Annotated in this window: 19 protein-coding genes; 14 read left to right on the plus strand and 5 right to left on the minus strand. The window is 38.8% G+C overall.

Going from position 1 to position 23,506, the window contains the following annotated elements; all coding sequences use genetic code 11:
• Positions 1 to 54: 54 nt before the first annotated feature.
• Together LQ227_RS21675 and LQ227_RS21680 are read left to right on the plus strand one after the other, a co-directional pair.
• Positions 55 to 780, plus strand: a complete 726-nt coding sequence (locus LQ227_RS21675; RefSeq protein ID WP_230146021.1) for a ferritin-like domain-containing protein — start codon at positions 55 to 57, stop codon at positions 778 to 780.
• Positions 781 to 799: 19 nt separating this feature from the next.
• On the plus strand, positions 800 to 1,693 hold the full coding sequence (locus tag LQ227_RS21680) for a ferritin-like domain-containing protein (protein WP_230146020.1): 894 nt from the start codon (positions 800 to 802) through the stop codon (positions 1,691 to 1,693).
• Positions 1,694 to 2,016: 323 nt separating this feature from the next.
• Here the strand turns inward: LQ227_RS21680 and LQ227_RS21685 are convergent, their stop codons facing one another.
• Positions 2,017 to 3,141 (minus strand): CofH family radical SAM protein, encoded by a 1,125-nt coding sequence (locus tag LQ227_RS21685; RefSeq protein ID WP_116251886.1) that lies wholly within the window; start codon positions 3,139 to 3,141, stop codon positions 2,017 to 2,019.
• A 246-nt stretch (positions 3,142 to 3,387) separates the two neighbouring features.
• Here LQ227_RS21685 and LQ227_RS21690 point away from each other — a divergent pair, with 246 nt between their 5' ends.
• Both LQ227_RS21690 and LQ227_RS21695 read left to right on the plus strand, forming a co-directional pair.
• Positions 3,388 to 4,632, plus strand: a complete 1,245-nt coding sequence (locus tag LQ227_RS21690; protein ID WP_230146019.1) for a pitrilysin family protein — start codon at positions 3,388 to 3,390, stop codon at positions 4,630 to 4,632.
• Positions 4,625 to 5,896, plus strand: coding sequence for a pitrilysin family protein (locus LQ227_RS21695; protein WP_230146018.1), 1,272 nt, complete (start codon positions 4,625 to 4,627; stop codon positions 5,894 to 5,896). Before LQ227_RS21690 ends, LQ227_RS21695 begins: the two co-directional genes overlap by 8 nt.
• Before the next feature lie 155 nt (positions 5,897 to 6,051).
• On the opposite strand, the gene LQ227_RS21700 is transcribed toward LQ227_RS21695, so the two are convergent.
• Together LQ227_RS21700 and LQ227_RS21705 are read right to left on the minus strand one after the other, a co-directional pair.
• Positions 6,052 to 6,333, minus strand: coding sequence for a pyrimidine/purine nucleoside phosphorylase (locus tag LQ227_RS21700; RefSeq protein ID WP_230146017.1), 282 nt, complete (start codon positions 6,331 to 6,333; stop codon positions 6,052 to 6,054).
• A 34-nt stretch (positions 6,334 to 6,367) separates the two neighbouring features.
• Entirely contained in the window at positions 6,368 to 7,375 is a 1,008-nt protein-coding gene (locus tag LQ227_RS21705; protein ID WP_230146016.1) for a sterol desaturase family protein, read from the minus strand.
• Positions 7,376 to 7,605: 230 nt separating this feature from the next.
• Between LQ227_RS21705 and guaB the strand changes: the two genes are divergently transcribed.
• The 5 genes from guaB (at position 7,606) to LQ227_RS21730 (ending at position 14,511) form a co-directional block, all read left to right on the plus strand.
• Entirely contained in the window at positions 7,606 to 9,075 is a 1,470-nt protein-coding gene (gene guaB, locus LQ227_RS21710) for an IMP dehydrogenase (RefSeq protein WP_230146015.1), read from the plus strand.
• Between the two features lie 357 nt (positions 9,076 to 9,432).
• On the plus strand, positions 9,433 to 12,012 hold the full coding sequence (locus tag LQ227_RS21715) for a TonB-dependent receptor (RefSeq protein WP_230151042.1): 2,580 nt from the start codon (positions 9,433 to 9,435) through the stop codon (positions 12,010 to 12,012).
• A gap of 668 nt (positions 12,013 to 12,680) precedes the next feature.
• Positions 12,681 to 13,274, plus strand: a complete 594-nt coding sequence (locus LQ227_RS21720) for a TIGR00730 family Rossman fold protein (RefSeq protein ID WP_230146013.1) — start codon at positions 12,681 to 12,683, stop codon at positions 13,272 to 13,274.
• 175 nt (positions 13,275 to 13,449) lie between these two features.
• Positions 13,450 to 13,911: a MaoC family dehydratase gene (locus LQ227_RS21725; protein WP_029275744.1), complete on the plus strand. Its 462-nt coding sequence runs from the start codon at positions 13,450 to 13,452 to the stop codon at positions 13,909 to 13,911.
• Between the two features lie 123 nt (positions 13,912 to 14,034).
• Entirely contained in the window at positions 14,035 to 14,511 is a 477-nt protein-coding gene (locus LQ227_RS21730) for a hypothetical protein (RefSeq protein ID WP_230146012.1), read from the plus strand.
• Here LQ227_RS21730 and LQ227_RS21735 read toward each other — a convergent pair.
• Both LQ227_RS21735 and LQ227_RS21740 read right to left on the minus strand, forming a co-directional pair.
• On the minus strand, positions 14,508 to 14,969 hold the full coding sequence (locus LQ227_RS21735) for an iron chaperone (RefSeq protein WP_230146011.1): 462 nt from the start codon (positions 14,967 to 14,969) through the stop codon (positions 14,508 to 14,510). The two genes, LQ227_RS21730 and LQ227_RS21735, sit on opposite strands and share 4 nt — an antisense overlap.
• 1 nt (position 14,970) lies before the next feature.
• Entirely contained in the window at positions 14,971 to 15,414 is a 444-nt protein-coding gene (locus LQ227_RS21740; protein WP_230146010.1) for a DUF2721 domain-containing protein, read from the minus strand.
• Positions 15,415 to 15,821: 407 nt separating this feature from the next.
• Here LQ227_RS21740 and LQ227_RS21745 point away from each other — a divergent pair, with 407 nt between their 5' ends.
• From LQ227_RS21745 to LQ227_RS21765, 5 genes are all read left to right on the plus strand, one after another.
• Complete coding sequence (locus tag LQ227_RS21745) at positions 15,822 to 17,450, plus strand: acyl-CoA carboxylase subunit beta (protein ID WP_230146009.1); 1,629 nt, start codon at positions 15,822 to 15,824, stop codon at positions 17,448 to 17,450.
• Between the two features lie 233 nt (positions 17,451 to 17,683).
• A complete protein-coding gene (locus LQ227_RS21750; RefSeq protein ID WP_230151044.1) occupies positions 17,684 to 18,847 on the plus strand; it encodes a dipeptidase in 1,164 nt (387 codons plus the stop codon).
• Positions 18,848 to 19,137: 290 nt separating this feature from the next.
• Complete coding sequence (gene trxB / locus LQ227_RS21755) at positions 19,138 to 20,094, plus strand: thioredoxin-disulfide reductase (protein WP_113951968.1); 957 nt, start codon at positions 19,138 to 19,140, stop codon at positions 20,092 to 20,094.
• A 685-nt stretch (positions 20,095 to 20,779) separates the two neighbouring features.
• Complete coding sequence (locus LQ227_RS21760) at positions 20,780 to 22,690, plus strand: beta-N-acetylhexosaminidase (protein WP_230151058.1); 1,911 nt, start codon at positions 20,780 to 20,782, stop codon at positions 22,688 to 22,690.
• A 59-nt stretch (positions 22,691 to 22,749) separates the two neighbouring features.
• On the plus strand, positions 22,750 to 23,346 hold the full coding sequence (locus tag LQ227_RS21765) for a hypothetical protein (protein WP_230151060.1): 597 nt from the start codon (positions 22,750 to 22,752) through the stop codon (positions 23,344 to 23,346).
• The last annotated feature ends 160 nt before the right edge of the window (positions 23,347 to 23,506 follow it).

Here is a 23,506-nt window from a genome sequence, read left to right on the forward strand (position 1 = left end):
GATTGTCACGTATGTATCATCAAACGAATTCAAAACCACTAAACATAGATTACTATGAAACACAATGAACTAGAAACAAAAAATGAACTTCAGGAAAAAAGTTTATTTGACAAAACTGTAGGGAGAAGATCTTTTCTTCAGTATGCAGGTGCAGGTGCTGCTGGCATCGCCTTGGTTGCAGCCGGTTGTAAAAAAGATCGCGGTTACGACAATCCTACTATGGGAGGCGCGACCTTAGATTTTAAAGATGACTTCGGTGTATTAAATTATGCATATGCTTTAGAGCAATTAGAAGCTGCATTTTACATAAAAGTTGCTTCAGCTCCTCCTGCAAGTTTCACAGCTGCCCAGAAAGCATATTTCCAGGATATTCAGTTCCATGAGATTGCACACAGGGAGTTTTTTAAAGCCGCTTTAAGTACAGCCGCAATTGGAAGTTTGGAGGTAGATTTTTCATCAATTGATTTTACCAGTTCTGCTAGTGTTTTAGGTGCGGCAATGGCTTTTGAAGATTTAGGCGTAGCAGCATACAATGGTGCCGGACCAAGAATTAAAAATGGTACTTATTTATTGTTGGCAGGTAAGATTGTTTCGGTTGAGGCTCGTCACGCAGCTTATGTTCGCGATTTAATCTCAAACGGGTCGTTTGCTGATCTTAATAGCCTTGCTCCATTGGGTGCCAATAACGCAGCTGGTTTAGATGCAGCTTTAACACCAGATAAGGTCTTAGCCATTGCTGGAAAGTATATTAAAACCAAAATTAATGTTATCAATCTTTAATTTTTAAAATCAGAAAATCATGAATATCGTAAATATATTAGAAGAAATTGAAAAAGTTGACGGTGAAATCTATGAGAGATTAAATCCAAGAAGAGCCGCAATGAAAAGCTTTTTCAACATGGGGAAAAAAATCTCTTTGGCTGCTATGCCACTAGCCCTAGGTTCAATGTTTCAAAAAGCATATGGGCAAACAGCTTTACCTGCTGCGGTTGTTGATGTATTGAACTTTGCATTATCGCTGGAGTATTTGGAATACCATTTTTATAATCACTGTATTGTAGGCAAAACTCCGGGATCGGCAGTAACTGATGTTACTTTTAATTTTCCTAATGCAGCCAGTCAAGCCGCCATTACTACCATTCGTGATCACGAAAAAGCACACGTTGATTTACTGATAGGTGCCTTGGGAAGTTCTGCCCGTGCACCAATTGCCTATGCGGATACCGATTTTAGAGCAGGTGGAACGTTTTCTACTGTATATTCTGATTATGGTACTTTTTTAGCAGTAGCACAGGGTTTCGAAGATACCGGAGTTAGGGCATACAAAGGTCAGGCAGGAAACTTATTGGTAAGTCCGGGCGTGTTGCAAACCGCTTTGCAGATCCACTCGGTGGAGGCACGTCATGCTTCACACATCCGTCAAATGCGTACAGCGGCTGGTACAGCAATATATAAGCCCTGGGTTAGTCTTGGTGCTTCAGGTCAGGCAAATGATTCTGGAGTTCCTCAGGTAGATGCAGTATATGCTGGCGAAGATTTAACCGTACAAGCTGGTGCAAATATTGTAGGTTTAGGTGGCAATGCAGGCATAACCAAAGCTGTAGCGGTAGAAAGTTTTGATGAGCCTTTGGATAAAGCCAGCGTAATCACAATTGCTAACTTGTTCTTGAAAGACGGCAAAAAGTTATCATAGCAAAAGTTTTTACATTATTAATTAGGTAATGTTTTGTTTAAGGTAGGGAGGTAGAACTTGGTTTTACTTCCCTTTTTTGATTAGGATTTAATTGGATGTAAGGATTTTAGGATCCAAATTAGTGCGATGTGATTTGGAAAGCAAGGTTCTGTTTTTCAATTAACGTTAGTCCCGCTTTACGCTAAATCTTTTTAACTGCCCTTCGACTACACTCAGGATGACAGCTAAAAAGTATATCGCTGCAATCGGGTTTACTTACCCAAATAATACGGAATAAACTTAAACATTCATTAAATTCTATCACGCACTAATTCAATCACTAATTAGTAAGTAATCACCTGTTCTTCCAAATGCTCAGGTAAATCCCTATAGTTATATTTCTGTCCGCGTAACTGAGGTTCGAAACCTGCAGCTTTAATAGATTGCTGAATACCATTCGCAGTGAAACGGTGTGGTGCACCAGCAGCCGATACCACATTTTCTTCGATCATAATCGATCCAAAATCATTCGCACCTGCATGTAAGCAAAGCTGTGCGGTTGCTTTACCAACGGTTAACCAACTGGCCTGAATGTTTTTAATATTAGGCAGCATAATGCGGCTCAGGGCAATCATGCGGATATATTCATCAGCTGTTACATTGTTGCTGATGCCGCGGAGTCTTTTTAATAAAGTTCCGTCATCCTGGAAAGGCCATGGAATAAAAGCCAGGAATCCGTTTGCATCGGCAGGTTTTTCGCTCTGTACCTGACGGATCCATACCAAATGCTCAAAACGCTCTTCGATGGTTTCTACGTGACCAAACATCATTGTTGCTGATGTGGTAATATCTAATTGATGGCATGCACGCATTACATCAAGCCATTCCTGTCCACCGCATTTTCCTTTTGAAATTAAACGCCTTACGCGGTCATTTAAAATTTCTGCACCTGCACCAGGAAGCGAATCCATTCCTGCTTCTTTTAATGCTTTTAATACTTCAGTATGCGTCATTCCTTCCAGCTTTGCAACGTGTGCAATTTCCGGCGGGCCCAAAGCATGTAATTTTAAATCTGGATATAATTCTTTTAGTTTTTTGAAAAGATCGGCATAAAAGGCTAAACCTAAATCCGGGTGATGACCGCCCTGTAATAATAACTGATCTCCACCTAAACGGAAAGTTTCTTCAATTTTTACCTTATAAGTTTCGATATCAGTAATATAACTTTCATCATGACCAGGCCTGCGGAAAAAATTACAGAATTTACAGTTGGCAATACAAACGTTGGTCGTATTTACATTACGGTCGATCTGCCAGGTTACTTTGCCACTGGGTACCTGAATTTTCCTTAATTCATTCGCTACAAACATCAACGATGCCGTATCGGCATGATGATATAAATGTACTCCTTCTTCAAGGCTTAAAAAATCGAAGTGTAATGCCCGTTGCAGTAAATCGGCTGTATTCATACCACAAAGATAAGGAAAAGGGAGGGAAGGTTGAGGGGCTAAGGTTTAAGGTTTGTCAAAAAAAATCATGGTAGGCGTTAGGCGATTGGCGAATAGCTGGAAATTGCCATCATTCATTTTCCGTCTTACATCATGGACCATCCATTTTCCATCGTAATTGTCCACAATTTGCCATTTTACATTCTCCATCATTTTCCATCTTCCAATTTCCCTTAAAACAATATCTTTACGGTTCTAAAAATTAATATGGTAGATTTTAATCGTTTTACACTTGCCAATGGTTTAAAAGTTTTGGTGCATGAAGATGCGACAACGCCAATGGCAGTTTTAAATATTTTATATGATGTTGGCGCCCGTGACGAGGATCCTGAAAAAACCGGTTTTGCGCATTTATTTGAGCATTTAATGTTCGGCGGATCGGTAAATATTCCGAATTATGATGAGCCTTTGCAGCGTGTAGGTGGTGAGAATAACGCTTTTACGAGCAATGATATTACCAATTACTACATCACGCTGCCTGCAGAAAACATAGAAACGGCATTTTGGTTGGAAAGCGACCGTATGCTGAGCCTGGCTTTTTCTGAAAAGAGTTTAGATACGCAAAGAAATGTGGTGAGTGAGGAGTTTAAGCAACGTTATCTTAATCAGCCATATGGCGATGTTTGGTTAAAGTTGCGTCCGCTGGCTTATAAAAAGCATTCTTACCGCTGGGCAACTATCGGAAAAGAGCTTTCGCATATCGAAAACGCCACGATGGAAGATGTGAAGGCGTTTTTCAAAAAACACTATACACCACAAAATGCAATTTTGGTTGTGGGTGGAAATGTGAAAACCGAAGATGTAAAAAAACTGGCTGAAAAATGGTTCGAACCGATCCCTGCGGGAGAGAAGTATAACCGTGATTTAGTTCAGGAAGAACCGCAAACAGAAGCAAGACAAGAAACAGTGAAGGCAAATGTGCCTTTAAATGCGATTTATATGGCTTTTAAAATGCCAGGGCGCTTAAATCAGGATTATTATGCCTTTGATTTATTATCTGATATTTTATCACGTGGGCAGTCTTCGCGCTTGTACAATAGTTTGTTGAAAGAGCAGAAACTTTTTAGCGATATCAATGCTTACATTTCGAGCAGTTTAGATCCGGGTTTGTTTATAGTTGAAGGTAAACTGGTAGGAGGAGTAACAACCGAAACTGCAGAAAAAGCAATCTGGGCAGAACTGGATAAATTAAAAGCCGAACTGGTTTCTGATGCTGAATTAACAAAAGTAAAGAACAAAGTAGAATCGGTACTTGTTTTTTCTGAAATGAGTTTATTGGATAAAGCGATGAACCTGGCTTATTATGAGCTTTTAGGTGATGCCGCTTTATTAAACCAGGAAACTGAAGAATTTTTAAAGGTTAAAGCAGAAGATATAAAACGGATCTCCAACGAAACTTTCCAACCAAATTCATCATCAACTTTATATTATTTAACTGAAGAAAATGCTTAACAGACAACAGGCGCCTGATTTTAAGCAGGTATCGACAATAAATTTTATCCACCCAGAAAAGAAAGTATTGGATAACGGTGTGCCCGTTTTTACAATCTATTCCGGAGAACAGGATCTGGTACGTATCGAATTTATTTTCGAAAACGTAAACTGGAAGTTTGAAAAACCGTTACAGGCCATTGCGGTAAGCGCATTGATCAATAATGGAACAAATAAATTATCGGCGAAAGAAATAGCCGAACAAATTGATTTTTATGGTGCATTTTTTCAGACAGAATATGTTCAGGATCAATCTTCGGTTACACTATACACTTTAAATAAACATTTACGCTCGGTACTGCCGATTGTGAAGGATGTTTTATCAGAAAGCCAGTTTCCACAGCATGAACTTGACATTTACATTCAAAACCAAAAGCAAAAGCTACAGGTAAACCTGAAGAAAAACGATGTTCTTTCGAGAAAAGAATTTGCACATGCTTTATTTGGTGATACAGCTTATGGGGTAAACATACAAGCAGGGCATTACGATGCATTGAAGCGCGAAGATCTGGTTGATTACTTTAAGGCCGCATATGCACCAAATAATTGTACCATTATTGTTTCAGGTAAGTTTGACGATGTTAGCTTTAACCTGCTGAACGATACTTTTGGACAAGGTTGGGAAAAAAGTAATGCGGTAAAGAACAGTTTCAATTTCACGACAACAGAAAAGCAGTTTGTTTATACGGAAAAACCAGAAGCTTTACAGTCTGCGATAAGAATTGGTCAGTTGGCCATTAACCGTAAACATGAAGATTTTTCTGGTCTTCAGATTTTAAATACTGTTTTAGGTGGATACTTTGGCTCGCGTTTAATGAATAACATCCGTGAAGATAAAGGTTACACTTACGGTATTGGTTCTGGGATTTCTTCGCTACAACAGGCCGGTTATCTTTTTATTGCTACTGAAGTTGGCGCCGATGTTTGTTCGGCTGCATTAACTGAGATTTACAAAGAAATAGAGCTATTGAAAAATGAACTGGTAGGAGAAGAAGAGCTGGATCTTGTTCGGAACTACATGCTGGGTTCGATGTTGGGCAGTTTAGAAAATGTATTCTCACACGCCGATAAATTCAAGAACATTTATTTCGCAGGGTTGGATTACGATTACTATACCAAATATATAGAGAAGGTTAAAACCATTACTGCCGAAGAATTACTTGCCTTGGCGAATAAATACCTAACAACCGATCATTTTACCGAGGTGGTGATAGGGAAGAAATAGTTATAAATATCCCCGCTATTCGTCATCTCGACTGGAGCGTAGCGAAATGGAGAGATCTATCCAGATAGATTTTGCTTCGCAGAGCCTTCGGGTTCTCGGCTTCGTTACACTCCGCTCGAAATGACGACTTTTTCGGTTTGTTATTCTTTTATTAACTACCTGTACTGGCAAAGATAGGTCGTTTGAACGCTGGCTTTTACTTTAAAAGAGGAGTTTGCAGGTACTTCAAAATTACTACCAGCTTTAATACGCTGCCAATCTGTAGTATCTGGTAAAAGCGCTGTTAGTTCACCCTCTATAACATGCATAATTTCTTTCTGAGCTGTTCCAAAAGTATATTCTCCCGGGTTTATAACGCCGACAGTCGATTTTCCTTCAGCGGTTTCATAGCCTAACGATTTAACGTTGCCATCAAAATATTGGTTTTCAGTAATCATATGCTAATTTATAAAGAATTTCCGTTAACTCATCTTATGAGTTGAGCATTTCAGTTTTGTAGTTTTTCAAATATTCCGATCTCACTATTTTAGCCGTTTTATGGTCTTTAGTATGGCTCCATCCCGGTGGCATAAAGATATATAGAAACTTATTTTTAATGCCAGGTGCACGCCAAACATCTTTGGCCAAGAGAACAATTTCGCCGAAATAAGCATCTAAAAAGCTGTTTTTTTTCATTTCCCGGGTAATACCATATTCAATTTTTATTGTTTTGTCTTCTTCCTGATAGGTTTTAAAGACATGATCCCAGATGGGTAGCAGGTTGCAGAAATTGGTATCCATATACAAGGCATTCTTGGCATGGTGTACACGATGATGAGAAGGCGTAAGGATGATTTTATTTAAAAATCCAAAACGGCCATCTTTAGAAATGTTTTCTCCAATGTGGATAAAAGATCCCCAAAAACCGTCGATGAACATGATTAAAAAAAGCAGGGCAGGGCTTACACCCAAAAGGATGCACGTTGTAGTTCTAATCAGGTCTGCATAAGGTGCTTCAAGAAAAAAATGTGCAAAATTTACCGATAAATTCATGGTTTCGGGTGCGTGATGGGTGGAGTGCAAACACCAGAAAAGCCTTACTTTATGTGCTAAAAAATGATAAATAAAATGGCCGAATTCCCAGATCACATACCCGTATATCAGCCAGTACCAGGTAATCTCTGTTTTAAAAATGGCGTATTTGCCAAATAAACCGATACAGATAGATACCATGCCGATAGAAATAATGCGGCCAATAAAAGAATTAATCACCAGTGAAAAGAAAGAAATCCGGTAATCAACCACTTTAAAACGGCGGTAAAATGCCATCCTGATGATTTCAAAAACCAATAAAAAGGGAATCAAAGGCCCCATAAGCGCACTAATGCCATTCCAGCTCATAAACTGGCTATAGTCATTGGTTTGCAGTAGTTTTAGCAGTGCTGGTAAGCCGAAAAATCCTACAAGCCATTCCTTTACGCCTTCAAGAAAATCTATCATCTTATTATATTTGGTTTGTTGAAATTATATAAAACTAAAATTTTATTCAAATAATTTCGCTAAATAGCTAGGTCATTGTTACCAAATACTTATTAAAGCTTAGTTTTTGTTGTGTGATGATTGCGATTGTCAGACAAGCTCAATATTTAAGCATTTTTATTATTATACTTTTATATTCCCTCAATTTTCGTATCTTTGCCTGGCAAATAATAAATCCTAATTTATTTGCTATGCAACTCGATTCCACAAAGTTTATTGCCACAGGTTTAACGTATGACGACGTACTTCTAGTACCTGCATATTCCGAAATTCTGCCCCGTGAAGTAAATACATCCACTTTTTTAACAAAAAAAATTAAACTTAATGTTCCATTGATTTCTGCAGCGATGGATACTGTAACAGAAGCCGAACTAGCCATTGCCATTGCGCAAAATGGTGGTATTGGTATGTTACATAAAAACATGACCATAGAAAGACAAGCCGAAGAAGTACGTAAGGTTAAACGTTCTGAAAGCGGTATGATCCAGGATCCGGTTACCTTATTGGAAACAGCTGTTGTAGCCGATGCTTTCAAGATTATGAAAGAGCATAAAATTGGTGGTATTCCTGTTGTAAGCAGCGACAATAAATTGGTGGGTATTATTACAAATAGGGATTTACGTTTCCAAAAGGATATGAAAAGACCAATTTCTGAGGTAATGACTAAAGAAAATTTAATCACTGCACCAGAAGGTACTACTTTGGTTCAGGCAGAGGAAATTCTTCAGAACCATAAAATCGAGAAACTTCCTGTGGTGAGCAAAGACGGTTACTTAAGCGGTTTAATTACTTTTAAAGATATTTCGAAGGTTAAAAATTATCCTGCTGCCTGTAAAGATGAACGCGGTCGTTTACGTGTAGGTGCTGCGGTTGGTGTAACAGCTGATACTATTCAACGTGTTGATGCCTTGGTTCATGCCGGTGTTGACGTAATTACCATTGATACTGCTCATGGCCATTCTAAAGGAGTAGTTGATAAATTAAAAGAAGTTAAAGCTAAATATCCTGATTTACAGGTTATCGTTGGAAATATTGCTACCGGTGCTGCTGCTAAATTCTTAGCCGATGCTGGTGCCGATGCTGTTAAGGTTGGTATTGGTCCTGGTTCTATCTGTACAACAAGAATTATTGCCGGTGTTGGTGTTCCTCAATTATATGCGGTTTACGAATGTGCCAAAGCTTTAAAAGGCACAGGTGTTCCTGTTATTGCCGATGGTGGTATTAAACACACAGGTGATATTGCCAAAGCAATTGCTTCTGGAGCAAGCACCGTAATGGCAGGTTCGTTATTTGCAGGAGTTGAAGAATCACCAGGCGAAACCATTATCTACGAAGGACGTAAATTTAAATCTTACCGTGGAATGGGCTCAATTGAAGCAATGGAGCAGGGGTCTAAAGACCGTTATTTCCAGGATGTAGAAGATGATATTAAAAAGTTAGTTCCAGAAGGTATTGTAGGCCGTGTGCCATTTAAAGGTACCCTAGCAGAAGTAATGTATCAGTACATTGGTGGTTTACGTGCAAGTATGGGCTATTGCGGTGCAGCAAATATAGAGGCATTACAAGAAGCACAATTTGTGCAGATTACTGCGGCAGGTATGCGCGAAAGCCATCCACACGATATTACGATTACTAAAGAAGCACCAAATTATACCAGATAAGGTATAATCCTTTCGAATAATCGTCATTGCGAGGAACGAAGCAATCTCATTAGCAATATTTTTATAATTCAGCGGGGCATCGTTTACGATAGCCCCGTTTTGTTTTTAGACCTTATAGGTTTTTAAAACCTATGAGGTCTGGAGAATTGATAATAAAGATAAAAATCACAAAATAAAATTTGGCAGCTAAAATTTTTTAATATATTTGTCGACTAAATCTATAGGATTTATATAATAATTATGAAAACAAATCAAAAAACACGCTCGTATTGTTGTTGTAGCCATTCTAAAACAGTAATCGCATACTTTCGAACGAGTCATTAATCAACAACATTTAAACAAACTATATAACTAATCATGAACAAAAGTTTACTTATCCTCTTTTCATTTTTACTTTCGGCAAGTTTTGCCTTTGCCCAAAGCCCAGTAACCGGCGTAATTAAAACAACAAATGGCAGTACAATACCACATGCTACTGTAAAGGTAAGAGGAACAAACCAAGCCGTAGTGGCAGATGATAATGGTGTTTTCAGCATAAATGTAAAACAAGAGACTCCATTTTACCTTCAAGTGAGCTCAGTTGGCTATAAACCACAGGATTTTCAGATTTTAAAACTTCAGGAAACGCCAATAGAATTGGTTCTGGTAGAAAATGCATTATTAGATGAGATCGTTGTAACGTCGAGAAGACGTTCGGAGGTTTTACAGGACGTGCCTATTCCAATTACTGTAATCGGTGGCCAGGCAGCAGAAAATGCAGGTGCTTTTAATGTTAACCGTTTAAAAGAGTTAGTGCCATCTGTACAATTATATGCTTCGAATGCAAGAAATACAACACTTAATATTAGAGGTCTGGGTTCAACATTCGGTTTAACTAACGATGGTATCGACCCAGGTGTAGGTTTTTACGTAGATGGTGTTTATCATGCTCGTCCGGCTGCTACCTCAACCGATTTCCTGGATATCGAACAAATAGAAGTAATCCGTGGTCCTCAAGGTACGTTATTTGGAAAAAATACTACCGCAGGTGCATTTAACATCACCACTACAAAACCAACCCAAACACCAAGTGCCAAAGTAGAACTAAGCGTTGGAAACTATAACTTTATCCAGGCAAAAACGTCAGTTTCGGGCGGGGTAGCAAAAAATCTTGCTGCTAAAATATCAATCTCCGGTACCCAACGAGATGGTACAATATGGAATACCAGAGAAGAACGTAAATATAGCGGACAAAATAACCTTGGTTTTAAAGGCCAGTTGTATTTTACTCCTTCAGATAGGCTACAGATATTATTGAGTAGCGATGTAAGTGTTCAGCACCCTGCGGGTTACCCATTGGTAATTGCTGGTGTTGCGCAGACAGAAAGAAGCGCTTACCGTCAGTATGCCAAAATTGTTTCAGATTTAGGCTACCAGCAACCTAAAATTGATCCTTTTTCCAGAGAAATAAACACCAATACTCCATGGAGACATAATCAATCAATCGGTGGTATATCCTTAAATGTGGATTATAAGATTGGTGGCGGAACATTAACTTCTACCACTGCATGGAGATTCTGGAACTGGGATCCCACAAACGACAGGGATTTCTCTGAACTGTCTGCATTAACAAAATCTCAAGGCAACTCCCGTCATGATCAATATTCACAGGAAATTAGATATGCTGGTAATATCACTGATAAATTAAGTGGTGTAATTGGGGTGTTTGCCCTTGCTCAGAACTTAAAAGGTTTGGCCCAAACGGAAGAAGTAGGTAAAGATCAATGGAGATTTGTGCAAACCAGCAATACGGGTAATCAGGCATTATATTCAACCCCTGGTTTATTAGATGGCTTTGGAATCAAAACCAATTCGACCATCAAATCGTTAAGTGCAGCTATTTTTGCTCAGGTAGACTGGGAATTTTTAGCGCACTTTCACGTATTACCTGGTTTAAGATACACCTACGATAAAAAAGATGTGGATTACGACAGGGTAACTTATGGCGGATTGCAGACTACAGATGCCACTTTACTTGCACTAAAAGCCGCTGTGTATAGTAATCAGCAGTTTACTACCAAAGTAGATAACAATAACCTATCGGGTAACTTAACGGTTTCATACCGCCCTAACACAAAGTTAAACGTTTATGGAACTTTCTCTACTGCTTATAAACCTGTTGGTGTTAACGTAGGTGGCTTGCCAACTACTTCAACCGGACAAGCAGACTTGTCGCTTGCTGTTGTAAAGCCAGAATATGTTCAACATTACGAATTAGGTTTAAAAACAAAACCGGTTAAAGGTGCCATATTGAATGTTACCGCTTTTAATACCGACATTAAAGATTACCAAACCAATGTACAATCTCCACAGCTGGGGGTAAATAGGGGGTATCTTGCTAATGCAGAAAAAGTTAAAGTAAAAGGTTTAGAAATTGATGGAACTTATCAATTGGAAAGATTCTTAACTTTAAATGCTGCGGTAGCTTACCTTGATGGTAAATATGTGAAATTCACCAATGCGCCACTTCCTTTAGAAGAAACCGGCCATACCGAATTGGTAAACGGTGTGGCTACCCAAGTGGCATTTAAAGATGCTTCGGGAGGCAGATTGCCGGGTATTTCTAAATGGAATATCTCTGGAGGTTCTGAATTTAGTACCCCAGGTAATTTAGCAACCAGGGCTGGTAGATATTTTATCGCCGGCGATGCGAGTTACCGTTCAGAATATTCGTCAAACCCAACACCATCAAGCATTTTAAATGTTAAAGGTTATGCTTTATTTAATGCAAGGTTAGGATTTAAATCGGATAAGTTCTCTTTGTTTGTATGGAGCCGAAATATCGCAAACAAAAACTATTATGAACAATTGCAGGCTGCAGCTGGTAACTCAGGCTTATACGCAGGCGTACTGGGCGATCCAAGAACTTATGGTGCTACAATCCGTTATGCTTTCTAATCTCTAAATTAATCTTTTCTCTCTTATATTTGGTTAAAAGGAGTGGTGTAATGCCACTCCTTTTTTTAGTAAGAGGCTTTATTATAAATATAGAATTGTCATCCTGAGGGTTAATTTATTATATAAAAATCAATATGAATGACGCATATCCTTTTTTGCCCAACTGCTCATTCTTGCCTCGGCTCACCGCCGCCGAATGGCTCTTTCTTTTTGGCATCAAAAAAGAAACAAAAAATGCCGGCTGAAAATTTATTCATTCGTATTATAGTTTTCAGCTGCATTCATGAGGGCTTCGCCGTTTTCTTTTGAAGCTAGTAGGTTGGCTAGGTCAGTACAGCCCGAAAAATTTGTTAGGCCGTATTTAAGTAAAACGGGGATGGGGTGGTATGGCCTAGCTGGACGGAAATGTATATAGTTGCAAATGTCTTATTAGTAAGCAATTGCAAATAACGTCAATGGTAGCCTGTCGAAGGACCTGTTAAATTTCCCGAAAAGCGTTTCGACAAGCTCTCCGTAGGAGTCCTTTGGACAACGTAACAAGTTCCAATGGAAATCATCACTTAAGATACAGCACTTGTTAACGAAACAACTAAAACTGTAACAGCTTTGTGCAGAATTAAAATTTACAGAAAGCCGATAAAGTCTTAACTTCGGTAAATTTTAACTAAATGAATAAGCTTAAATCAGTTTGTGTGTATTGTGGCTCAAACTTTAATGGCGATGTAGCGCTGCGTAACGCAATAAGGCAATTGGCAGAAACACTTGTAAAACAGCAGATCAGATTGGTTTACGGTGGCGGAAGTGTAGGCGTGATGGGTGTATTAGCCAATGATGTACTTGAGTTAGGTGGTTTAGTTACAGGTGTAATCCCACAGTTTTTAATGGATAAAGAAGTTGGTCATAAAGGGATAACCGAAATGATCGTAACCGAAAATATGCACCAAAGAAAACAGAGAATGGCCGACTTAAGTGATGGTTTTGTTATTTTGCCCGGTGGTTTCGGCACCCTTGAAGAGTTTTTTGAAGTGTTAACCTGGTTGCAGCTCTGCCTGCACACAAAACCAATCGGCGTATTAAATGTAAGTGGTTTTTACGATCCCTTATTTGCCCAAATGGATATGATGGTGCAAAGTAAGTTTTTGAAACCGGCCAATCGCGATTTAGTTTTTAATGAAGCAAATGCCGAAACTTTAATTGATAAAATGGATGATTTTTCTGCCATTCCAGACGAGGTTTGGTTTAGAGAGCGGAACCTGAGTTAATTATAGCAAGATGCTTATGGTTAATAGTCAATAGTTCATAGTTAGGGTGCTTATATCATCAGGCCATTAACCATCTACTATAAGCTATTAACCCAAAAATGCCTCTTAACCAGAATTAAAAAAATAATTATTAATTCGCCGGCCGCATAACGCTTGGCGCTAAAAATATACCGAAATGCAAATCATTACTTCCCACGCAGAATTTGAACAATACCTTGGCAAGGAATTAGGCGTTTCTTCATGGCACACCATTACACAAGAACAGATTAATAAATTTGCCGATGCCACATTAGACCATCAATGGATTCATGTTGATGAAGAAAGAGCCCAAAATGAAGGCCCTTTTAAAGCAACCATAGCGCATGGCTATTTAACGCTTTCCTTAATCCCTTACCTATGGAAAGAAATTGTTGATATCCAAAAATTAAAAATGGAGATCAATTATGGTATCGAAAGTTTAAGGTTTGCGCAGGCAGTTACCGTTAACAGCAAAGTACGGCTAAAAGCAAAACTGGCTTCTATTATTAATCTCCGAGGCGTAACCAAAGTAAATATGGCTATCGAAATGGAAATTGAAGATCAAAAGAAACCTGCCTTTAGTGGTGAGGTTGTTTTCTTGTATCATTTTGTGAATTAATAGCTTACAATGTAGTGCATTGTTTATCTTTAACGTTAAATAAGAAAAAATAAATGCCTCATGATCGTAAACTGGAAATCTTTAAGTTTTGTTTTAATTAGTCTGTTTATCCTATCCTGCCAAATGAATAAAGATCAAAATTTGGCAGCCGATTCGTTTTTGCCGATGCAGATTGGCAATTTATGGTATATGAATGCTCAATCTTATACCGAAATCAAGGATACTGTTCGCATCAATAAAAAGCTTTTTTTCAAGTTTTATTCATTGTTAGGAGGCGATGCAGTGAGTACAGTTTATTTAAGGATCGACGAACAGAATAAATTGATTGAGGGCTATCCCGATAGTCCTTTGAAAACTTATACCAGAGCTGATTTTAATGCAAAAATGGGCGATAAATTTTTTACAACTGGAGAAAAGGATGAAAATGATAACGAAGTCACTGTTATTCAAAAATCGGATACCGAAATGACTTTTTCATTTGATCCGATTTATCATCCAAATTTAAAAGGATACCCATCGCAGGTAAAATACATAAGAGGTAAAGGCTGGGCCGAAAAGTTTAAAAAGCTGAAGATTGATGGGGTAGTTTATCAAAATTAGCCTTTACGTTTATATACTTTTTCATATTGTTCAATCCATTCTGCAGGTGTAACCTTTCTGATAAGCCCGGCAATTAATGCGTATGGAATATCATCAGGCTTTTTAAAACGGACGCAACCTTTACCCATATCCAATTTGTATTTGCTGTGTTTAGGATATTCTGCCTGAAACCATTCCAGTAAATCAGTAAATGCGTATAATCCCAAGTGGTGCATAACAATAAAATTCTTTTGTGAACCAATATTGATAAAAGGTAAAGCCTGTTCTGGTGTACAATGGTAACCTGGAGGATAAAGCCTGAGTGGAATAACATATCCCAGCATACCATACGTAATCTGTTCTTCGAAACCTGCTGGCAGATTCTCTAAAATAGTATCTCTCAATTTCGAAACTGGCGCTTTCCTTTCTTCAGGGAGGCTGTTTAAATAGTCTTCTGGCGTATTAACAGATGGTTGCATATCAATCTTTATCAAATTTCTTTTTAAATCTACTTACAATTGATGGATTATCGAGTTCTTCTAAACTGCTCAGCTCCAGCTCCAGGGCTTTTGTACTGATCTGGATTTCTATTAACGAAATGATTAACGATATCATGAAAAATATCAAACTCAGGGCAAAAAGAATTTCAGCAACGGTATTCCACTCCAAATAAATAAAAAACATACAAAAAAGGCAGCTGGCAAAGCTAAGTACACCAAAAGCCTGCATGTTTTTGATCAATCTTAAGCGGTAACGCAGGTTTTCGATCTGTTTATGCAGCGCTGCATTTTTATCGCCATCCTCATATTTCGATTTCAAACTTCTCACTAAACTTGCCAAAGCCAGGAAACGGTTGGTATAAGCCAGCATAATTAAGCTGATGGCAGGAAACAATAGGGCAGGAATATTGATGGTTAGTTCCATTTTTCGGATTTACCCAAAAATATCATTTTAAACGGATAATTAACCCCAGCGGGAACAGCGTTTTTACACAGAGGTAAACTGAGAAAGTACTTTAGTTGTCACTCAAATTGTAGGTAATCTAATCCTAAATAAAAGCATTCAGATCTCTGTGCCCTCCGTGATTTCTCTTATTTCTCTGTGGTTAAAATGGATAATTAACCACAGCGGGAACAGAGTTTTTACACAGAGGTAAACTGAGAAAATACTTTAGTTATCAATTAAGTTGTAGGTAATTTAATCTTTAAAAAGCATTCAGAACGCTGTGCCCTCAGTGATTTCTCTTGTTTTCTTTGTGGTTAAAAATCGCTTTGTACCAGAAACCGTTTTGGTCAATACTGTTTTTCTAAAATTAAATTTAAATTGCCACCATGAATATCGAATTCAATAAAAATGAGGATGTAAATAAACAGTTGGTATACGAACTGAAAACCAGACTCAAAAAAATATATTTAGGTGGCGGTGAAAAAAATGCGGCCAAACAAAAAGAAAAGGGAAAGCTATTGGCCCGCGAGCGGATTGCCTATTTAATTGATAAAGATACCAGCTTCTTAGAAGTTGGTGCTTTTACGGCTGATGGTATGTATGCCGAGCAAGGTGGCTGTCCTTCCGCAGGAGTGGTGTGCGGTATTGGCTATGTAAGCGGAAGACAATGTATGATTGTGGCCAACGATGCCACAGTAAAAGCAGGTGCCTGGTTTCCCATGACTGCAAAAAAGAACCTCCGTGCTCAGGAAATTGCTATGGAGAACCGCCTACCAGTAATATACCTGGTTGATAGCGCTGGTGTATATCTCCCGATGCAAGATGAGATTTTTCCTGATAAAGAACATTTTGGAAGGATGTTTCGTAACAATGCCATCATGTCGTCGGAAGGAATAGTCCAGATTTCTGCCATCATGGGGGCTTGTGTTGCCGGTGGTGCCTATTTGCCCATTATGAGCGATGAAGCGATGATTGTTGATAAAACAGGATCGGTTTTTTTAGCGGGGTCTTACCTGGTTAAATCGGCCATAGGTGAAGAGGTTGACAATGAAACTTTGGGTGGAGCCACTACTCATTGCGAAATATCAGGTGTTACCGATTATAAACATCCCAATGATCAGGCCTGCTTAGATAGCATCAGGAACATCATGAGTATGTTGGGCGCGCCTCAAAATGCCGGTTTTGATAGGATTAAACCAGCAAAACCAAAAGAAAATGAAGAAGAATTGTATGGTATTTTACCCGAAAACAGAGATAAACCTTATGAAATAATGGATATCATTAACCGTTTGGTTGATGGATCGGAATTTGAAGAGTATAAAAAAGGCTACGGACAAAGCATTGTTTGTGGTTTAGGCCGTATTGATGGCTGGGCAGTAGGTATTGTGGCCAATCAGCGTAAAGTGGTGAAGTCGAAAAAAGGAGAGATGCAGTTTGGCGGTGTAATTTATTCTGATAGCGCCGATAAAGCTACCCGTTTTATTATGAACTGTAACCAGAAGAAAATCCCATTGGTGTTTTTGCAGGATGTTACTGGCTTTATGGTAGGCAGCCGATCAGAACATGGTGGTATTATTAAAGATGGTGCTAAAATGGTTAATGCTGTTGCCAATTCTGTAGTGCCAAAATTTACAATAGTATTGGGTAATTCTTATGGTGCTGGCAACTATGCCATGTGCGGTAAGGCTTACGACCCTAGATTGATTTATGCCTGGCCAACTGCTAAAATTGCGGTAATGGGCGGTTCGCAGGCTGCAAAAACTTTACTTCAGATTCAGGAAGCCTCTTTAAAAGCAAAAGGAGAGGTAATTACGCCAGAAAAAGAGGCAGAGTTGTTAAAAGAAATCACCGACAGATACGATAGCCAAACCACCCCTTATTATGCTGCATCCCGGCTTTGGGTAGATGGTATTATCGACCCGTTAGAAACGAGAAAAGTTATTTCGATGGGAATTGAGGCTGCCAACCAATCGCCGATTACTAAGAAGTTTAATGTAGGTGTGATACAGACTTAGTTATAATGTGCTGTCGGATGTTACCATCTGACAGTTACATTGTATTATTTTTACCACCTGAGGCACCTTAGAGCACCTGAGTTTTGAGCACAAATAACCATCTATAAGGAACTAAGTTTCTAAGGCGGTCAACTCATTCAGAACATATTGTGCCTTTGTTTCTTGGTGGTTAAAAAATAGATGGGACGTTGAATGTCTGTACTTGTAAAAACAATTAATATTATATTTAGTGCATGAAAAATCTTTATCTTTTTCTTGTCGTTATACTGTTGCAGATCAATCTGTTTGCCCAAAATTCGGATAAAATTCATCAAAATGCGATTGTAATCGATACACATGGCGATATTTTGTTCAATCAGATCAAATCGGGCATCGATATCGGGAAACTTCAATCTAAGGGGAATTTCGATTTAGTGAGGGCCAAACAAGGTGGCTTGGATGTTCAGTTTTTTTCTATCTGGTGTTATGAAACGGGTGGATATGCTGTAGCTAATCAGGAAATAGATTCACTTTATAGTTTAATTAAACGATATCCCGATAAAATTAAATTGGTAACAAATGCTAAAGATCTCGAACAAGCGGTTAAACAACAAAAATTGGCTGCGATGATAGGGGTAGAAGGTGGGCATATGATCGAAAACCGTTTAGATTATATCGATAGTTTGGCAAAGCGCGGAATGGCTTACCTTACTTTAACCTGGAACAACAGTACCCCATGGTCGAGTTCGGCCACCGAAGAAACTTCGGGTAAAGTGAAACCCGAATATGCGGGTTTAAGCGATTTTGGAAAACAGGTTGTAAAACGATTGAATCAACTCGGTGCAATGGTCGATTTATCACACGTGGGTGAAAAAACATTTTATGATGCCATTGCTGCATCTGCTAAACCCGTAATTGTTTCCCATAGCTGTGCTTATGCTTTAAATCCGGTTCCGCGAAATTTAAAAGATGATCAGATTAAAGCTGTAGGTAAAAATGGCGGTGTAGTTTGCATTAATTTCTACAGTGGTTTTTTAGATGCTAGCTTCAATACCAAACAAAAAGAATTCTTTGCAAAATATGTTAGCGAGCTTAAAACATTGACTGCTAAATATGGTAGAAGCAATGCCATTGATACGTTGATTTTCAACCATCAGGCTGATGCCGATGCCACACGTCCGCCGATTGCACTTTTGGTTAAACATATTAGTCACGTGGTGAAATTAATTGGCATAGACCATGTAGGATTGGGGGCCGATTTTGATGGTGCCGAATCTTTTCCTTTAGGAATGAACAGTGTAGCAGATTATCCTAAAATTACCGATGAGCTGATTAAAAATGGGTATTCGGAAAACGATATCAAGAAAATTTTGGGAGGCAATGTAGTTCGGTTGATCAGAGAGAATAAAGGAGGATAATTTTTTGTGCTGTCAGATGTTACCGTCTTACTTTAAAGTATTCCTGAATTGGAGCTTGTTGTGCAGTCAGATGTTACCATCTGACTGGTAAAAAATTATCACGCATATATGGAGTCAGTGTCAGATGGAAACATCTGACACCACGAATAGCTTTAAATGCCAAACGCCATGCGCTTTCCACTCGGCTTATGATGTTAATAAGTAAACTATGTTGACAATGTGCACTTGCCAACAAATATTTAAAGCGTTAAATTTGCGCTACGATTAATGAATTTCAAACACACAATATAATGTCACAAGAAAACGAACACGTTCAGTGTTTAATTATAGGTTCAGGTCCTGCAGGTTATACTGCTGCTATTTATGCTGCCAGAGCTGATTTAAAACCAATTATGTATACCGGTATGCAAGCCGGTGGGCAGCTTACGCAAACTACAGATGTAGAAAATTTTCCAGGTTATCCGCAAGGAATTATGGGGCCAGAAATGATGGAGGATTTCCGCAAGCAGGCAGAGCGTTTTGGTACCGATATCCGTTTTGGTTATGTAAGTTCGGTTGATTTTTCTTCAACGCCGCATAAAGTAGTGGTTGATGAAATTAAAACCATTACAGCTGATACCGTAATTATTGCTACAGGCGCTACAGCAAAATGGCTGGGTTTACCAAGTGAGCAACAATACAATGGGTTTGGGGTTTCGGCCTGTGCCGTGTGCGATGGTTTCTTCTTTAAAGGACAAGATGTTGCCATTGTAGGTGCTGGAGATACTGCTGCCGAAGAAGCAACATATTTAGCTAAATTATGTAAAACCGTTCATTTATTGGTTCGTAGAGACGAATTCAGAGCTTCTAAAGCAATGGTGAGCCGAGTATTGGCTACACCGAATATTGTGGTGCATTACAATACCGAAACCCAGGAGATTTTAGGTAACGGTAAAAATGTAACTGCGGTTAAAGTTTTAAATAACAAAACTGGTGTTGAGTCTGATATCGCTGTAGAAGGTTTCTTTGTGGCTATCGGTCATAAGCCAAATACTGATATTTTTAAAGGCCAGTTGGATATGGATGAAACGGGTTATTTAGCTACCAAACCAGGTTCCACTTTAACCAATATCGAAGGTGTTTTTGCCTGTGGCGATGTGCAGGATATGTATTACAGACAGGCGGTAACTGCTGCAGGTTCTGGATGTATGGCCGCGCTCGATGCCGAAAGGTACTTGGCTGCTAAAGAGCATCCTGTAGAAGCGTAAAATATTTTAATATAATTTTAAAAAGAGAAATCAGCAACGGTTTCTCTTTTTTGTTAATGTCGTCATCTCGACTGGAACGTAGTGGAATGGAGAGATCTATCAACGCTGATCTTGTTTCACTAGGCTTACAATTTCTCTTTTTTTGGAAAGCAATTGCAGTGGTTCTTTTATTGTTAGTCCTGCTTTACATTTCAAGTCCGCTCCCGATGAAAAATCGGGATTGCGTGCTTTCCATTACAATCAGGTTTAAATACTTAGGTTTCTGCTAAATTTAAAGTTGAACAGCATGCTGCCTAGAATAATTCTTCTACACTTTGCAACCCCAAATAGTTCAACTGGCTGTGCCATTTAAACCCGATCAAAGCGGGATGCCCCCGATTTTACATCGGGAGCAGAAAGCGGGAGCGGGACTATCATTACCCAAACGCTTCTGCACCTGATTTTCATAAAAGTAGTCGTCATTTCGACTGAAACGCAGTGGAATGGAGAAATCTGTTATGTAGATTTCTCGACTGCGTTGCACTCCGCTCGAAATGACGACCTTTTAATACTTAGATTATCTGCGTTATGCGGTGCAGTCAAACGGTTGATCTAAATTGTAACAAGAATGTGAGATTCGGAATCTGGCCATAATCTCTATCTTGGTTCCAACAATCAAATAAATCTATAAAAACAAAAACACAGCATGAACAAAGCATTATCGATTTTTATTGGAGTATTAATCAGCACGAGTGCATTTGCGCAGAGCGATCCTAATCTGGGTATCATACCTGCACCTGTAGCCATTACCAGGGCAAACGGAAATTTCATTTTAGATAAAACCACGGTTTTAGTAAATCAAAGCATCGACGGCGCAAAGATGGCTGATTTATTAAACGCTTTTATCGTTACCAAGGCAGGTTTTGCCTTACGTGAAACGAAAATTACCCAACCTAACCAGAAAGCAATTGTTTTAACATCTCTTGGAGCAGATCAATTGCCAGCCGAAGGTTACACAATTAAAGTTACCCCTAAACAAATTATTTTAACAGGAAAAGGCGCGGGCCTTTTTTATGCGGTTCAATCTGCTATGCAGATGATGCCAGATAAAGTGGCCGATAAAATTACCATCCCTGCAGTTGATATTAACGATTATCCACGTTTTGCCTACCGCGGAACCATGTTGGATGTAAGCCGTCATTTCTTCCCGATCTCTTTCATCAAAAAATACATCGATCAGTTGGCTTATTACAAAATCAATACTTTCCACTGGCATTTAACTGACGATCAGGGCTGGAGACTGGAGATTAAAAAGTATCCTAAACTAATTGAAATCGGTTCTTCACGTAACGGAACGATTATTGGCAATTACCCAGGCAATGGCAATTATCTTACGCCCGTTAAAGGTTATTATACACAAGAAGAAGCCAAAGAAATTGTTAAATATGCAGCTACGAAATACATTACGGTAATTCCGGAAATCGAATTGCCAGGACACGCTTCTGCTGCAATTGCTGCTTATCCTGAATTAAGCTGTTTCCCTGATCGCGATACTTTTATCAGCGATAAAACACCATGGGCGGGTAGCAGAAAAGGTAAACAGGTACAACAAACCTGGGGCGTTTTTGACGATATTTTTGTGCCTTCGCAAAATACCTTTACTTTTCTTGAAAATATTTTAGACGAGGTTATCGCTATTTTCCCTTCTAAATACATTCATATTGGAGGCGATGAAGCGCCTAAAACCTATTGGAAAGAATCTACCTTCTGCCAGAACCTCATGAAAGAGAAAGGTTTGAAAGATGAGCATGAATTACAGAGCTATTTCATCCAGACGATAGAAAAACATGTAAACGGAAAGGGACGCTCAATCATTGGCTGGGATGAGATTTTAGAAGGTGGCTTGGCGCCTAATGCAACCGTAATGAGCTGGAGAGGCGAAGATGGCGGAATTGCAGCTGCACAGCAAAAACACGATGTAATTATGACCCCAGGATCGATGGGTTTATATATCGACCACAAACAATCAAACTCTCCTGACGAGCCGGTAACCATTGGCGGATTTGCCCCTTATCAAAAGATTTATGCTTACGATCCGATTCCGAAAGTGTTAACTGCCGATGAAAGAAAATACATTAAAGGTGTGCAGGCTAATATGTGGACGGAGTATATTAAAACCACAGCAAAAGCAGAAAACCATGCTTTCCCACGTTTATTGGCTTTATCTGAAATTGCATGGTCGCCGGTTGAGCGTAAAGATTTAAAGAATTTTTCTGAACAACGTTTACCAGCTCATTTGGCTCGCTTAGATAAAATGAATGTTAATTTCTGGGTACCTACACCAATTGGTCAGAGCGATAAACCCTTAACAGGCGGAGAATTTACAATTGATTTAAAAGCACCTGTAACCGGAGCTAAAATTTATTATTCAATTGATTTATCCCGTCCATCAGAAAATGCATTCTTGTACACCGCACCAATTAAAATTACAGTACCACAAGGAGAAAAAAGAGTATTAAAAACCATTGTTATTGCACCAAGTGGCAAAAGAAGCGTAGTTGCCGAAACCGTTTTAAATAACGGAGCACCTGAAGTTAAAACAGATGCAAAGAAATAAAATGTTGCTTTAAAAAGCTAAAATACTTAATTTGGGGCAACCAAAACGTCCTAAATAGAATGAAATTACAGAAATATACATTACAGCATCTCTTGTTAATAACAGGGATGCTGTTTTGTTTTGCATGCACAGAAGAAAAACCTAAAGAAATTAAGACAGAAACTGAAAAAGTGCAGAAAAACCCTTTCCGTTTTTATAAAGATATAGAAGTGAGACCCGGATTAAATTTCGAAATTGTAAGCTGGGGAAAAGGGGTTGACTCTATTGGGGGATATCAGATTCTGATGTCTGATTCAGTGCATAATAATTACAGGTCAGCCGCCGTAGATCGTAAAGGCATTGTGATTGATGCCTGGAATATGGATTTAGACAATGACGGAAATCCTGAATTGTATATTCAGCTCTTAAGCAAAAAAACAGTTTCGGATTTAAATGTTTTTGAATACACGCGTGGCGATTTCAATAAAATCAGTTTCCCTTCTTTAAGTACCAGTCAAAAGAAAGGTTATAACGGTAACGATAATTTTTTTATTAAAAATGGAGACCTGTTCCGTTCTTTTCCGGTAAAAGACAGTGCAGATAGTACTAAAACGATTACGAAGACCTATCAATATAAATTAAGTGGTAATAGTTTTTCTACAAGTGAGGTCAAGTAAGGTTTAAGGTAAAAGGCGGAAGGTAGAGGGAAAGGGTGTGGAGCATAAAGCGGCGAGGAGACTGCCTGTTACGGCTTTTTGCAATCGTTGTCATCATGAGGGATAATTTATTGTATAAAAATCAATATGAATGACGCATATCTTTTTTTTGCCCAGAGGC

This window comes from Pedobacter sp. Bi27, assembly GCF_918698255.1.
In the GTDB taxonomy this organism is placed as follows: domain Bacteria; phylum Bacteroidota; class Bacteroidia; order Sphingobacteriales; family Sphingobacteriaceae; genus Pedobacter.

Coding starts and splice junctions, on each gene's coding strand:
- LQ227_RS21675 (WP_230146021.1), top strand. CDS start 55: ATGAAACACAATGAACTAGAAACAAAAAATGAACTTCAGGAAAAAAGT.
- LQ227_RS21680 (WP_230146020.1), top strand. CDS start 800: ATGAATATCGTAAATATATTAGAAGAAATTGAAAAAGTTGACGGTGAA.
- LQ227_RS21685 (WP_116251886.1), bottom strand. CDS start 3,141: ATGAATACAGCCGATTTACTGCAACGGGCATTACACTTCGATTTTTTA.
- LQ227_RS21690 (WP_230146019.1), top strand. CDS start 3,388: ATGGTAGATTTTAATCGTTTTACACTTGCCAATGGTTTAAAAGTTTTG.
- LQ227_RS21695 (WP_230146018.1), top strand. CDS start 4,625: ATGCTTAACAGACAACAGGCGCCTGATTTTAAGCAGGTATCGACAATA.
- LQ227_RS21700 (WP_230146017.1), bottom strand. CDS start 6,333: ATGATTACTGAAAACCAATATTTTGATGGCAACGTTAAATCGTTAGGC.
- LQ227_RS21705 (WP_230146016.1), bottom strand. CDS start 7,375: ATGATAGATTTTCTTGAAGGCGTAAAGGAATGGCTTGTAGGATTTTTC.
- guaB (WP_230146015.1), top strand. CDS start 7,606: ATGCAACTCGATTCCACAAAGTTTATTGCCACAGGTTTAACGTATGAC.
- LQ227_RS21715 (WP_230151042.1), top strand. CDS start 9,433: ATGAACAAAAGTTTACTTATCCTCTTTTCATTTTTACTTTCGGCAAGT.
- LQ227_RS21720 (WP_230146013.1), top strand. CDS start 12,681: ATGAATAAGCTTAAATCAGTTTGTGTGTATTGTGGCTCAAACTTTAAT.
- LQ227_RS21725 (WP_029275744.1), top strand. CDS start 13,450: ATGCAAATCATTACTTCCCACGCAGAATTTGAACAATACCTTGGCAAG.
- LQ227_RS21730 (WP_230146012.1), top strand. CDS start 14,035: ATGAATAAAGATCAAAATTTGGCAGCCGATTCGTTTTTGCCGATGCAG.
- LQ227_RS21735 (WP_230146011.1), bottom strand. CDS start 14,969: ATGCAACCATCTGTTAATACGCCAGAAGACTATTTAAACAGCCTCCCT.
- LQ227_RS21740 (WP_230146010.1), bottom strand. CDS start 15,414: ATGGAACTAACCATCAATATTCCTGCCCTATTGTTTCCTGCCATCAGC.
- LQ227_RS21745 (WP_230146009.1), top strand. CDS start 15,822: ATGAATATCGAATTCAATAAAAATGAGGATGTAAATAAACAGTTGGTA.
- LQ227_RS21750 (WP_230151044.1), top strand. CDS start 17,684: ATGAAAAATCTTTATCTTTTTCTTGTCGTTATACTGTTGCAGATCAAT.
- trxB (WP_113951968.1), top strand. CDS start 19,138: ATGTCACAAGAAAACGAACACGTTCAGTGTTTAATTATAGGTTCAGGT.
- LQ227_RS21760 (WP_230151058.1), top strand. CDS start 20,780: ATGAACAAAGCATTATCGATTTTTATTGGAGTATTAATCAGCACGAGT.
- LQ227_RS21765 (WP_230151060.1), top strand. CDS start 22,750: ATGAAATTACAGAAATATACATTACAGCATCTCTTGTTAATAACAGGG.